At 62.1% G+C, this 12,880-nt stretch carries 10 protein-coding genes; 6 read left to right on the top strand and 4 right to left on the bottom strand.

Annotated features, from left to right (window positions below; all coding sequences use genetic code 11):
• Positions 1-106: 106 nt before the first annotated feature.
• On the bottom strand, positions 107-1,195 hold the full coding sequence (locus tag ACE1EY_RS06330; protein WP_373928056.1) for a diguanylate cyclase: 1,089 nt from the start codon (positions 1,193-1,195) through the stop codon (positions 107-109).
• A gap of 346 nt (positions 1,196-1,541) precedes the next feature.
• Between ACE1EY_RS06330 and ACE1EY_RS06325 the strand changes: the two genes are divergently transcribed.
• Positions 1,542-2,024, top strand: a complete 483-nt coding sequence (locus tag ACE1EY_RS06325) for a c-type cytochrome (RefSeq protein WP_291513043.1) — start codon at positions 1,542-1,544, stop codon at positions 2,022-2,024.
• 95 nt (positions 2,025-2,119) lie between these two features.
• On the opposite strand, the gene ACE1EY_RS06320 is transcribed toward ACE1EY_RS06325, so the two are convergent.
• On the bottom strand, positions 2,120-4,114 hold the full coding sequence (locus ACE1EY_RS06320) for a UvrD-helicase domain-containing protein (protein ID WP_291513044.1): 1,995 nt from the start codon (positions 4,112-4,114) through the stop codon (positions 2,120-2,122).
• Positions 4,115-4,422: 308 nt separating this feature from the next.
• On the opposite strand from ACE1EY_RS06320, the gene ACE1EY_RS06315 reads away from it, so the two are divergent.
• Positions 4,423-5,127 (top strand): TorF family putative porin, encoded by a 705-nt coding sequence (locus tag ACE1EY_RS06315; protein WP_370299724.1) that lies wholly within the window; start codon positions 4,423-4,425, stop codon positions 5,125-5,127.
• Positions 5,128-5,322: 195 nt separating this feature from the next.
• Positions 5,323-6,006: a TorF family putative porin gene (locus ACE1EY_RS06310; protein ID WP_291512596.1), complete on the top strand. Its 684-nt coding sequence runs from the start codon at positions 5,323-5,325 to the stop codon at positions 6,004-6,006.
• A gap of 113 nt (positions 6,007-6,119) precedes the next feature.
• On the opposite strand, the gene ACE1EY_RS06305 is transcribed toward ACE1EY_RS06310, so the two are convergent.
• Positions 6,120-7,616 carry a YifB family Mg chelatase-like AAA ATPase gene (locus ACE1EY_RS06305; protein WP_370299723.1) on the bottom strand — a complete coding sequence of 499 codons (1,497 nt, stop codon included), beginning with the start codon at positions 7,614-7,616 and terminating at the stop codon, positions 6,120-6,122.
• A 3-nt stretch (positions 7,617-7,619) separates the two neighbouring features.
• A complete protein-coding gene (locus ACE1EY_RS06300; RefSeq protein ID WP_291512598.1) occupies positions 7,620-7,871 on the bottom strand; it encodes an accessory factor UbiK family protein in 252 nt (83 codons plus the stop codon).
• A gap of 168 nt (positions 7,872-8,039) precedes the next feature.
• Here ACE1EY_RS06300 and glnK point away from each other — a divergent pair, with 168 nt between their 5' ends.
• The 3 genes from glnK (at position 8,040) to ACE1EY_RS06285 (ending at position 12,870) form a co-directional block, all read left to right on the top strand.
• A complete protein-coding gene (gene glnK / locus ACE1EY_RS06295) occupies positions 8,040-8,378 on the top strand; it encodes a P-II family nitrogen regulator (RefSeq protein WP_109720120.1) in 339 nt (112 codons plus the stop codon).
• A 50-nt stretch (positions 8,379-8,428) separates the two neighbouring features.
• Positions 8,429-9,700, top strand: coding sequence for an ammonium transporter (locus ACE1EY_RS06290; RefSeq protein WP_291512599.1), 1,272 nt, complete (start codon positions 8,429-8,431; stop codon positions 9,698-9,700).
• A 248-nt stretch (positions 9,701-9,948) separates the two neighbouring features.
• Positions 9,949-12,870: a PKD domain-containing protein gene (locus ACE1EY_RS06285; RefSeq protein WP_370299722.1), complete on the top strand. Its 2,922-nt coding sequence runs from the start codon at positions 9,949-9,951 to the stop codon at positions 12,868-12,870.
• The last annotated feature ends 10 nt before the right edge of the window (positions 12,871-12,880 follow it).

The raw sequence follows: 12,880 nt of genomic DNA, 5'->3' as shown, positions 1-12,880 counted from the left end.
TTTGGGCTGCTCCGAGGCTTCAACACGGGCTCGGACGCGACGCCGTCTGGATCAGCGGTCGGCTGATCAGGTGGGCAGTATCACGTATTTACTTGACGTTGTTATGTCAGGTTCGTAGCCCGGGCTCGCTGTCATCGTGTGGCTCGCTTGCGGATGGCGTTGTGTGGGGTGGTGAGACCACGGAGCTGCAACAATACTGATCACGGCCTTGCCGCTTTGCTTGGTACATCAGGTGGTCCGCCTGATTCACCAAATCGCGGAGCTTGGTCTGTTCGTCAGGCACGCAGGCCGTGACGCCGATGCTCACGGTCACCGAGATGGCGGCCAGCTGGTCATCGCGTACCTGGAGGCGCCGCAATCGGGTTTGCAAGCGCTCAACTAGCACCACGGCCTGTTCGCGGTCGACGTCGTAAAACGCGACCAGGAACTCGTCACCGCCCATGCGTCCGGCGATATCCAATGGTCGCTGGCATGCGACCCGCAACTCCTCGCCCACACAGCGAATGACTTCGTCGCCCGCCAGGTGGCCGTACTGGTCGTTGACCTGCTTGAAATGATCGATATCCAGGCACAGCAGGCACAACGATGTCTGCGTGCGTGCCGCCTGCCGAAGTACCCGTTCCATGTGCTCTTCGAACGCCCCGCGGACGAGCACCCCGCTCAGTCCATCGTAGGTGGCCGTCCAGATCAGGGCTTCCCGGGCCAGCCAGGCGCGCCGTGCGGTCATTTCCACCGAGGTGGTTGCCGTGATGCCGATAAAGCACATAAAAAGAAAGACGAAGATATCGCGGGCGTGAAATGGCACGGTTGCCCATTGCACGGTGACCGCGCCGACGGTCAATGTCAGGGCGACCATAGCCAGGCCAGCCAGCACGCGTGCACGGCTGAGTACACAGAAGAGCAGGGTGAATAATGTGAGTGCGGTGAGCGGCTGGGGTTGCCCCGCAGCGGTAAGCGACAGGGTCAGGCGCGATAGATACAGAATGCCGGCAGCGCTCATTGCGAACATCGCGGGCGTGGACCAGGCATACCACTCCCGGCGTAGTAATGTGACGAAACCGAAGGCAATCATCGGCGCCACGATTAGCCACATCCAGTCGATTTGAGCTTGGTAGGCCGTGTGCGGCGAGCCCAGCAGCAGCGGCCCCATCAACGGTGCGCCGAGCGTCAGGCTCGCGACCGAGCCAAGTAGCACCCATCTGCCCAGCCGGCCCCCATTTCGAAAGCTTTCTCGGAACGCACGTTCGGTGGCATCCGACTCAAACCGAATGCCAGAAAGGCGAACATGAATCCCCATCGTTTCAACACCACACTTTGAAAAGCCCCAAGTGGGAGGCGTAATGAGAACGGCCGCGTTTCTACAAAAGCCCCCGCGGGGGATAGTAGTACACATCACGCTTGGGTTTTGGAGCCGCAGATCTGCGTATGGGGTGCGGCAGGCCGGATCGGTCGCAGGTGCCGCGGCTCGTGATAAACTCCGCGCCCCGCTCCGGTGCAGTACTCCCGGACCCAAGATTTCATCTGATTGTTGAGGCGTAGCCGTGGAATCAAACCACGACAAGGTATTTGTCACGACATTTCTGGGCGTGATCGGTTTTCTGGTGGCACTGACGGTCGGCATCGTCGTCATCGCCAACATGATCACCTCCACTGAAGACACCGATGAGCTGCGCCAGATCGCACATGAACGTGTGCAGGCGCGGATCGCACCAGTCGGCGAGGTGATCACCGATCCCAACGCGATCAAGGTGTCGGCGTCGGCGGGCAGCGATGAGCCGCGTTCCGGCGAAGAGATTGTCCAGGGGCTTTGCTCCGGTTGCCATGCCGCTGGTGTGGCGGGCGCGCCGAAGCAGGACGACACCGCCGCATGGCAGTCTCGCCTGGATGCACAGGGGCATGACGGTCTGATTTCCAGCGTGATCAATGGCAAGGGCGCGATGCCGCCGAAGGCCGGCGACCCCTCGCTGAGCGAAGCGGAAATCGAGCAAGCGGTCGACACCATGCTCCAGCAGGCGGGTGTCTGATCCGACGTTAGCGATTAGCCGAACGAGTTGTGCCAACGAGCCGCGCATTGCCGCGGCTCGTTGCGTTTTGGTGGCGCGAATAAATCGGTGTTTCCCTAGCCCGTCCCGCTCCCCTGCTTGGCGCCGAAGCGCGCTCGCAGTGCTTCGATTTGTCGCGCTTTCTGGGCCTGTTGCTCGGCTGCATCGGCGACGTCGTCGGGCCAGTCCACGTCGGTTTCCGGCAGTTCTTCCAGGAAACGGCTGGAGGGCACATCGACCAGTTCGCCACCACGCTTGATCTGCCGCGGCACCATCAGGGTCAGCGTGGTTTGGGCGCGGGTGATGCCGACGTAGAACAGCCGGCGCTCTTCATCCACATCATCGGTGTTCTCGTGCGGCAGGATGCCGTCGACCATGCCGACGATGAATACGTTGCGGAACTCCAAGCCCTTGGACGCGTGTAGCGTCGCCAGCTGAACCTCATCGGCTTCGTCGCCGCTGTCCTGTTTGTCCAGCATGTCGACCAGACTGAAGTGGTTGACCACGTCCTCTAGGCTGCGCTCGTCTTCAGCCAGGCGACGTGTCCAGTCCATCAGATCGTCGATCAGTTTGAACTTGCGATCGGCCCGCGGCTTGTCCGGCGTGGTGGCTGCGATCCAGTCCCGGTAGGCGAGTTCGGAGATCATCTCGGCGAGGATGTGATCCGGGCGCATGTGTGCGGCCGTTCGGGACAGCCGTTCGTGCCAGTTGCAGAAGCGAGCCAGTTCGGCGCCCTGGCGGCCACTGATCATTCCGAGCGAGCTGGCTTCCTGCGCGGCCTGCAGCAGGGCGCAATGCCGTTCCTGGGCGTAGTTACCAAGGCGTTGCAATGTTGCCGGCCCCAGTTCGCGCCGCGGCACGTTGATGATTCGCAGAAACGCGCGGTCATCGTCCGGGTTGGCCAGCAGCCGCAGGTAGGCCACGAGGTCCTTGACCTCGGCACGGTCGAAAAATGAGCGACCGCCTGTCATCCGGTAGGCGATGTTCTGGGCGCGTAGCGCCTGCTCGATCACGCGCGCCTGATGGTTGCTGCGGTAGAGAATGGCGTAGTCCGACCAGCGGTCCCCCGACCGGATGCGATGCGTGGACATCATTGTGATCACGCGTTCGGCCTCGGCCGTGTCGTCCGGTACATTGATCACGCGTAGCTTGGTGCCTTCCCCCAACGCGCTCCAAAGCGTCTTTTCGTACAGGCGGGTGTTGCGCTCAATCACGGAGTTGGCCGAGCGGAGAATCCGGCTCGTACTCCGGTAGTTCTGTTCCAGCTTGACCACTTCCAGTTCGGGGTAGTCAGTCTTCAGGTCGGCCAGGTTCTCGGGCCGGGCGCCGCGAAACCGGTAAATCGACTGGTCATCATCGCCGACGACGGTAAACCGGGCTCGAATGCCGACCAGCGCCCGCATCATCGAGTACTGCACCGGGTTGGTGTCCTGGTACTCGTCGACCAGCAGGTAGCGAATGCGTTGCTGCCAGCGCAGCCGCACCGTCTCATTGTCTTGCAGCAGGCGAGTCGGCTTGACGATCAGGTCATCGAAATCGACCGCGTTGTAGGCGGCAAGATGCGCTTCGTACTGTCCGTATAAGCGCGCCAGTGTCGCGTCGGCCTCGGATTCCGCTGCGGCGGCGACATCGTCTGGTGACTGTAACGCCTGCTTCTGATCAGAAATCCAGCGTAGCGCGAGCTTGATGCGGTCGGGCTCGCTGACGCCGAGGTCACGAATCAGCGCGCTGGTGTCTTCGGTATCCAGAATCGACACATTGGGCCGCAGGCCGAGGTGGTGGTGCTCCTCGCGCAGCAGATCCAGCCCCAGGCGATGGAAGGTGGAGATGCGCATGCGAGTGACGACGTCACGCGGCAGCCGCTTGCCCACGCGCTCTCGCATTTCCCGAGCGGCCTTGTTGGTGAACGTCATCGCAACGATGTGCTGCGGGTCCAGGCCGGCGTGCTCGATCAGGTGGCCGATTTTCTCGGTGATCACCCGGGTCTTGCCGCTGCCTGCGCCCGCCAGCACCAGCAAGGGGCCGCCGACATGCTCGACGGCGGCTTGCTGGCGGTCATTGAGTTTTGCCATGAGTCTTGCAACTGCTGTGGAAGGGGTAGTAATTTCTGCACCGCAACATTTAAGCGCAGTGGCCCCGCGTCGCGGCGCGGACAGTAAAGGCCGGGGGGAGTAACAGCAAGATCTCTCGGTGCGAGAGCGCAGACTTTGTGGGGCAAGGCCCCGGGGAAAGCGCGAGCAAGGCACCAGCACAGGATTCGCTGGTTAACGAGCACGCCGTGCGTTGGCACGGGGTTTGCACTTTGACTGCGGGGATGCGGCAACTACTGATTTGCGATCCGCGGAACCATCAATGTTTTCGAGTAAAGGGGCGTAACCAAATGGAATTCAAGCGTTCAGTCATCAGCGCAGCGGTCTTGGGCGCGACGGTATTTTCCGGCAGCGCGCTGGCCGGAACGAGCGTCAACCTCAGTGTGACGAGTGACTATCTCTTCCGTGGTCTGCCGCAATCGGGCGGTGCCGCTGTGCAGGGCGGGATCGACTACGCTGCTGACTCCGGTTTCTACCTCGGTGCCTGGGCATCGACCATCGGTTTCGGTGGCGACGGTGGCGGTGCGGGTTCTGAAGTGGATCTGTACATGGGCTTTGGTGGAGAAGCGGGCGCAGTTGGCTACGACTTCGGTGCGATTTACTACCTGTATACCGAAGAAGACGAAGTCGACATGCCTGACCCGTCGTACAACACCATCGAAGTTTACGGCAGCTTGGCGATTGGCATGTTCTCGGTAGGTGCTTACTTCGCGCCTGACACCTACTTTGGTGTTGACGATACGGCTTATGGCGTCAGCCTGGGCTTCTCGGCTCCGATCAGTGACATGGCTTCCTTTGATGCCTCCATCCAGCAAAACGGTGGTGAAGGCAACGAAGCATTCACGCCGGACGGCGATGCCTACATCGACTACAGCTTCGGTATCTCGGCCGAGTCCGAGTCCGGTCTGTCTGTCGGCTTGGCCTTCGTCGGCACCGACATCGATGATGACGATCCGAAGCTGATCGTCAGCGGTGGCTACGCGTTCGACATCTGATCGCGATCTCCTGATTAAAGGGAGAGCCACGAAAGAGGACCGCTGCGGCGGTCCTCTTTTTTTGTGTCGGCGGCTGGGGTAGGCTCCGGCCGAATCGATGGCGGGCCTTCGATGAGGCTCGTGATGGGCATCGATCCTGTCAATTCGCTCCGATCAATCTCGATCTAGGCCGATTCCAAGGGGAGTCAACGTCGCATGGGTACCAACAAAATGATCGCCGCCGGCGCGCTGGCCGGCTTGGGTTTGCTCGCCAGCGCACCCGCCAATGCCGAATTCGAGGCCAGTGTCGGAGCGGCGAGCGAATACGTGTTTCGCGGTGTCGCCTCCGGTTCGCCGCAGGTCTGGGGTGGGGTCGACTGGAGTTCCGACTACGGCGTTTATGCCGGAACGTGGGTGTCGAGCACGTCCACGCAAGGCAATGAAGAGGTCGACTACTACGTCGGCTGGGGCAACGATATGTTCGACGTGGGCGCCATCTACTACGCCTATCCGTCGCAGCCCAGTCAGGGCGGGTCGGGCATCACCGAAATATACGGCGGCATAGGGATTGGTCACTTCGCGGGCTACATCTGGTACGCCCCGGCGGGCGTCGACGGGCCGGATGATGATGAATATGCCTATCTTGACCTGAACCTCGATATTCCGCTGACACAGAACACCTCTATTGGCGCGCATCTGGGTTATCTGGAGCCGATTGGCGACAACGCGAACAATCGCGATCCCTTTCCACAACCAGGCGATGATCCTCAGGATGCGGACTTTGATCTCGGCGTATCGCTGAATGTGTCGGACTTTTTCCTGGCGCTGACCTATTTGGACGGTTCCCGAGGCGGCTTCTCCACGGTGGTGGGCTACAGCTGGGCGTTGCCGATCAACTAGGGCAGCACTGATATCGCAGGAAGAGAAGGCCCGTTGCGACGGGCCTTTTTTGTGCGTCCAGATCGGTGCGGGCAATTGCACCATTTAAGGGCGCTCCGGGCTGACCTGTCCCGTTAGAGGTGATTTCGGTACGCCAGCGCCTCAGTAAGGTGCGTGCGTTCCAGGCGCTCACTGCCGCTAAGGTCCGCGATGGTGCGAGCGACACGCAGGCTGCGATGCAGGCCGCGTCCGGATAGCTTGAGGCGCTCGGCGGCTGTGATCAGAAACTGCCGATCTCCCGAATCCAGGCGCGTGTGCTCATCCAGCTGGGCGCCGCTCAGCTGGTGGTTGGCGTATCCCTGCCGCTGAATCGCTCGGGATCGGGCCGCAATCACTCGGGGGCGAACCGAGGCGCTCGGCTCGCCGGTCTGACTGCGATCGGTCAATTCACGTGTCGAAACCCGCGCCACGTGAATCTGCAGATCGATGCGGTCGAGCAATGGTCCGGAGATGCGGCCGCGGTAGCGGGCGACCTGGTCTGGCGTGCAGCGGCAATGTTGCTCGGGATCACCGGCGTAGCCGCAAGGGCAGGGATTCATTGCCGCAACGAGCTGGAACGCCGCGGGATATTCCACCTGCTGCGATGCCCGCGAGATAACGACCCGTCCGCTTTCCAGCGGTTCGCGCAAGGCTTCGAGCACGGCCCGCTGGAATTCCGGTAATTCGTCGAGAAAGAGTACGCCGGCATGCGCGAGTGTGATCTCTCCCGGCCGAGGCGGGGCGCCACCGCCCACCAACGCAGGCGCCGACGCCGTGTGGTGCGGAGCTCGAAACGGGCGCTGTCCCCAGCACCGGGCGGAAAAACCGTCGCGGCCAATGCTCAGCACCTGCGCCGCCGCGAGCTTTTCCGTCTCGGCCATGGGTGGGAGAACGCCGGGCAGGCGGCTGGCGAGCATGGACTTGCCGCTGCCAGGTGGGCCGATCATCAACAGGCTGTGACCCCCGGCGGCCGCGATCTCCAGTGCGCGCCGGGCCTGATGCTGGCCCAACACGTCTGCTAGGTCGGGCCCTTCGGTTTCGGCGGCGATCGGCAGGGCTGGCGTCGCCAGCGGCAGCTCGCCCTCCTGTTGCAACCACGCACAGATCTCCAACAGATGCGCAGCAAAGCGCACCTGGGTGTCCGTGGCCAATGCGGCCTCTTCGGCATTTTCGCTGGGGACGATGAGCGTCGCGCCATCGCGACCGGCTCGCACGCTCGACGACAGCGCGCCGCGAATCGGTCGCAACTCGGCGGATAGCGACAGCTCGCCTAGGAACTCGCAGTGCGCGAGGCGGTCGGCGCTGATCTGACCGCTGGCGACCAGAATGCCGATCGCGATGGCCAGATCGAAGCGGCCGCCCTCCTTGGGCAGATCAGCCGGGGCGAGATTGACCGTGATCCGGCTGGCCGGCATCTGAAAGCCGGCATTGACCAGTGCGGCGCGGACGCGATCCTTGGATTCCCGGACCGCCGCCTCGGGCAGCCCGACGATGGTCATGCCCGGCAGTCCGCCGGCCACGTGGACCTCGACGGCAACCGGTGTGGCATCCAGCCCGTTCTGGGCGCGGGATGCAACGGTTGCCAGCCCCAAGGCCTAGCCTCGCCCGCGCTGCTGGGACTCCAGTGATTCCAGCCGGGTCTCCAGCGCCTTCAGGCGCTCGCTGGTGCGAGAGAGCAGTGCGGCCTGGGCTTCGAACTGGTCCCGGCTGACCAGATCCAGTCGTTCGAGCTGGCTCTGCAGGATTGCCCGGAAATTATCCGTCAGCTCGTGGCGCAGGCTCTTGAGCCCGGGCGGCAATGTCATCGCCAGCCGCTGGGCGATTTGGTCTATCTGTCGCGTGTCCACGCTGGTGTTTCCGCAATCGTGTGATTTCGCAAGTTTACAGAAGCCTGGGCGCCACAGGCCGTTTCCGCCACCTTAAAACTCTGGCACGCCCGTTGCGTTCATCGTCGCTGCTGTTCGGAGCCGGCGGGATGACGGCTCTACCACCACACGAAAGGAGCAGTCATAACCATGAAATTACTCGTAGCAGTCATCAAGCCCTTCAAGCTGGACGAAGTGCGCGAGTCTCTTTCCGAAGTCGGGGTCCAGGGAATCACGGTCACGGAAGTAAAGGGATTCGGTCGTCAGAAGGGACACACGGAGTTGTACCGCGGCGCGGAATACGTCGTCGATTTTCTGCCGAAGGTCAAGATCGAGGTTGCCGTCGATGACGACCAGCTCGACCCGGCCATCGAAGCGATCAGCAAGTCTGCCCACACGGGCAAGATCGGCGACGGCAAGATCTTTGTTGTGCCACTGGAACAGGCCATTCGAATCCGAACTGGCGAAACGGGCAAGGACGCACTCTGATCGATCGCGATCAGGCTGTTTTCATTCAACCCTGAGCACAGGACTGAATAATGCAAAACGAAATTTTTGAGCTGCAATACGCGATCGACACCTTTTACTTCCTGGTGTGCGGCGCGCTGGTCATGTGGATGGCCGCGGGCTTCGCCATGCTGGAAGCGGGTCTTGTTCGCTCCAAGAACACTACCGAAATTCTCACCAAGAACATCTCGCTGTTTGCGGTTGCCTCGATCATGTATCTGGTCTGTGGCTACCAGCTGATGTACGACGGTGGCTTCTTCCTGTCCGGTGTCACCACGGTGGCCGGCATGGATGAAGAGGCGATTGCCGGAATTCTGGCGGCCTCCAACGAAGCCGGCTTCGGGGACATGGGGGAATACGCCGGTGCATCGGACTTCTTCTTCCAGGTTGTGTTCGTGGCAACCGCGATGTCCATCGTCTCTGGTGCAGTTGCCGAGCGCATGAAGCTGTTCGCGTTCCTGGGCTTCGCCGTCGTGATGACGGGTTTCATCTATCCGATGGAAGGCTCCTGGACCTGGAACGGTGATTCCGTGTTCGGTCTGTACGAACTGGATTACGCTGACTACGCGGGTTCGGGCATCGTCCACATGGCAGGTGCAGCCGCGGCGTTGGCGGGTGTGTTGTTGCTGGGGCCGCGTGCCGGCAAGTACGGCGCAGATGGCAAGGCCCGCGCGATTCCAGGGGCCAACCTGCCGCTGGCGACGCTGGGTACGTTCATCCTGTGGCTGGGCTGGTTCGGCTTCAACGGTGGTTCTACCCTCAAGCTCGGCGGTATCGCCGTCGCCAACGAAGTGGCTAATGTGTTCCTGAACACCAACGCTGCTGCGGCCGGTGGTCTCGTCGGTGCTCTGATCGTCGCCAAGCTGCTGTTCGGCAAGGCTGACCTCACCATGGCCCTGAACGGTGCCCTGGCCGGTCTGGTTGCGATCACCGCTGATCCGGCTTCCCCGTCGCCGTTGATGTCCACCATCGTTGGCGCCGTGGGTGGCGTGATCGTGGTGTTCTCCATCATCGGGCTGGACAAGCTGAAGATCGACGATCCGGTCGGTGCCATCTCGGTGCATGGCGTGGTCGGATTCTTCGGTGTCATGGCCGTCTGCGTGACCGGCGGCGCCAGCGTCGTGGGTCAGCTGGTCGGTGCCGCGACGATCTTCTTCTGGGTCTTCATCACCAGCCTGATCGTCTGGTTCCTCCTCAAGCTGATCTTCGGCATCCGCGTGACGGAAGAGGAAGAAGCCGAAGGTGTCGACATCTCCGAGTGCGGCATGGAGGCCTATCCGGAGTTCGCGCCCACGGGCAAGTAGTTAGCTGGACACGGTCCACCGGCGAGCAGCCGGTGGACCGGTGACGAAAAGCGGGCCTTTTGGCCCGCTTTTTTTATGCTCGCTCACAGCTAGAAGCACCCGCCGTTATGCGGTAGGCGTGGTTCTTGCTAAGGTGAAGGCCACGTGAAATGAGTCCGTCGTGGCAGCGATAGTTTCAGCTCAAACGGAGCGGCTGCTGCGACTGTATCTTGGTTTAACGAGGGCGTTCCGCTCTCTCTGGGGAAAACATGTTTAAGCCAATCCAGTCCGGCTTCTGGCCGTGCTTGCTGTTGTGTGTGCCTTTTGTTGCCCACGCCTTTGACACCTCCCCCGCCGAGGTGGAGCTGACACCCTCAGCGACCTTCGCCGAGTTCTCGGGTGGCGCGACCTCTGCGCCGAATCCTGTGGCGTTATGTCTGACCAATACCATCGATTGCGATACCTTGTCGCTAACGGTCACCCTGCCGGAAGGCTTCACGGCACTGCATCCCGGTACGACCGTCGAAATCAGTCTTGATTCGGGCTCGGACTACGATTTCGTGGTGCGCGAGGCCGAATCTGGCGACACGGTGACGTCGGCGGTCACCGCCGGCAACCCGGAAACGGCAGCCTTCGTCGCGCAGGACGGGTCCACAACCTATGTTGTCGAGACCAATCTTTGGGTGGGCGTTCCGCTAGCTGGGTATGCCGGCACGGTCGAACTGAACGTTCGCGAGCCTGGTGATACCGGCGGTGGCGATACGGGCGGCGGCGACACAGGCGGCAGCGGAGGCGACGCTTATTCGCAAGTCCCTTCGGTCCCCGGTCAGCCCAGGGTCGTCGTTGCAGTCATCGATTCGGCGATTAATCCCTACCATGACGGCTACTACAGCAATGGGTCGACGGTCACCAAGGAAATCCTGGCCGAGTTGGGTGTCAGTCCCGAAAATGTGGTGTCGTTGACCCGCACGGGTGATTTCGCTGCCGACCTGGCAGCTGATGCCGAGTTCTGGGGAAGCGTGGAGTCTCAGACGCCCTACCACTTCCTCGGCACCAACATCATTGCGATCTCTCACGCCGGCTCGGGGATCAACCCGTTGCTGCCGGAGTCGAGCAAGAGTTCGCATGGGGTGGGGACGAGTTCCTCCGTCATCGCTGGGAACCCGGAAGCGGTTATCTACTTTGTCGAATCCGAAGGTGCGCTTGGCAGCGAAGAAGCCCATCGCGCCGCGTTCCTGAAGCCTGCGGTCGACATCGTGACGACCAGTTACGGGGTATCGGTTCCCGGAACCGGCCTTCAGTTGCCTGAAGATCGCGCATTCGAGCATACCTACGAGTCGGTGGTGGGCCAGGGCAAGCTTCACTTCAGCTCGGCCGGAAACAACGTTGGCTTCTCGAACCTGCGCGCAGGCGCGGGCCCATGGTGGTCCATCGGCGTCTCTGGCATTGAGGAAGATCCCGATGCTGAGCCGGGCAGCGAGTCGGACCAGCTACTGTCGGGGATCCTGCCGGACTTCGTGTCGGACTACACGCAGGCTCTGCCCTACTGCATGAACTGCGAGAGCGAAGTTGATTCCAGCGTCCCGGGGACCAGCTTCTCGACACCGCTGGCCGCGGGGGTGACTTCGGCGGTGCTGCTCGAAGCACGCAAGCGCCTTGGTCATGGTGGCGGTATTGACACCAGCGGTGATGGATTGCCCCTGATGGTCAATGCGAGCGGCGTTGGCGTCAGCAACTGGTTCTTGCGGCGCGCCATGGAACAGGCGGCCTACATCCCGTCCGGCGGGGACTTTGGCATCGTCGGCTCGATCTCCGACCCTCTCTCGACTTCGACACCCATCAATCCGCTGGCGCCATGGCTGCAGATTGCCTGGGGTGAACTCTCTGCGGTTCCCGCCAAAGCCGTTGTTGCGTCCGCGTTGGCGCATCTGGGTTTCGACGGCGAAGACCGCATCAAGGACACCGGGTTTTGCGAGTTCCAGACAGAGTTGTTGCTGCAGCGCCAGATCTACTGGAACGACATCGCTCCGAATTTGCCCGGACTGCTGGGCGGCGAGCTGACCGGCCAGACACCCGAGGAAGACCCATTCATCTTCTGTGAGTCGTTGGTGCCGACGCACCCGGAATCCAATGACCCAGGCGGTTCGGGGCAGATCGATACCGGTGGTGACAATGCCGCACCGCTGGCTGTTCTGACCGGTCCGACGACCGCAGAGGTTGGGGAAACGGTGACGTTCTCTGCAACGGACTCCAGCGACGCGGACGGAGACGCGCTGACCTATCGTTTCGATTTTGGCGATGGGACGGTTACCGACGCCACGGCTACCGCGGTAGCGGATCATGCATACAGCATGGCCGCCGATTTCACCGTGACCGTGACCGTGACCGACACCTCCGGCGCGATGGATGCGGCCACGCACGTGATCACTGTGGTTGATGGCGAAACGGGCGGCAATGACCCCGGCCCGGGTTCCACTATCGAAGCCACGCTGTCCGTGGGTGGTGAATCCGAACGTGTGGAGGCGCAAGCGCCCGTGACGCTGACATTCGACGCGTCCGCGACCGCCTATGCAGATGCACAAGGCAACGCGTTCGAATACACCTTCGTCTTTGGCGACGAAGCGACTGAGGACGAGTTTGCCGCACCGACGACCTCCGCTGTGGTCGAGCACGAGTACGACGCCGCCGGGACCTATACCGCATATGTGGTCGTGACCGACGCATTCGGCAATCAGGACAAGTCCAATGAAGTCGTGGTGGAGACGACGATCCTGATCACCGTCGGCGGAGGCAACGGTACGGTGGCGCAGCTGACGGTCGACGAGACCGATGGCCCGGCACCGCTGACCGTCAACTTCGATGGCAGCCGCTCCTTCGCAGCCGAGGGTCAGTCTATCGACGAGTACTGCTTCGACTTCGGCGTGGATGGCGGGTCTCCACAGTGTGGCGATCAGCCAACCGCGACCTATGTCTACACCGTGCCGGGGAGTTACGAGCCAAGTCTGACCGTCACCGCCAGCGACGCGTCGACGGCGACAGCGAAGGCCTCCGTCGCGGTCGGCAGCGATCCGGCCAACCCGGGCACGCCGGCTGATCCGGCTTCTCAGTCCGGTGGTGGATCGGGCGTGCTGGGCGGCCTGTTCCTGTTGCCCCTGCTGGGCTTTGGTCTGGCAGGTCGGCGTCGGGTCTAGGCCTGGCCAC

The organism is Abyssibacter sp., assembly GCF_964229365.1.
Lineage (GTDB): Bacteria > Pseudomonadota > Gammaproteobacteria > Nevskiales > OUC007 > Abyssibacter.
This window is presented reverse-complemented; position numbering and strand designations above follow the sequence as displayed.

What these genes read in the sequence shown, in the direction of transcription:
- ACE1EY_RS06315 (WP_370299724.1), top strand. Translation starts at nt 4,423, where the DNA reads ATGGAATTCAAGCGTTCAGTCATCAGCGCAGCGGTCTTGGGCGCGACG.
- ACE1EY_RS06285 (WP_370299722.1), top strand. Translation starts at nt 9,949, where the DNA reads ATGTTTAAGCCAATCCAGTCCGGCTTCTGGCCGTGCTTGCTGTTGTGT.
- ACE1EY_RS06320 (WP_291513044.1), bottom strand. Translation starts at nt 4,114, where the DNA reads ATGGCAAAACTCAATGACCGCCAGCAAGCCGCCGTCGAGCATGTCGGC.
- ACE1EY_RS06290 (WP_291512599.1), top strand. Translation starts at nt 8,429, where the DNA reads ATGCAAAACGAAATTTTTGAGCTGCAATACGCGATCGACACCTTTTAC.
- glnK (WP_109720120.1), top strand. Translation starts at nt 8,040, where the DNA reads ATGAAATTACTCGTAGCAGTCATCAAGCCCTTCAAGCTGGACGAAGTG.
- ACE1EY_RS06310 (WP_291512596.1), top strand. Translation starts at nt 5,323, where the DNA reads ATGGGTACCAACAAAATGATCGCCGCCGGCGCGCTGGCCGGCTTGGGT.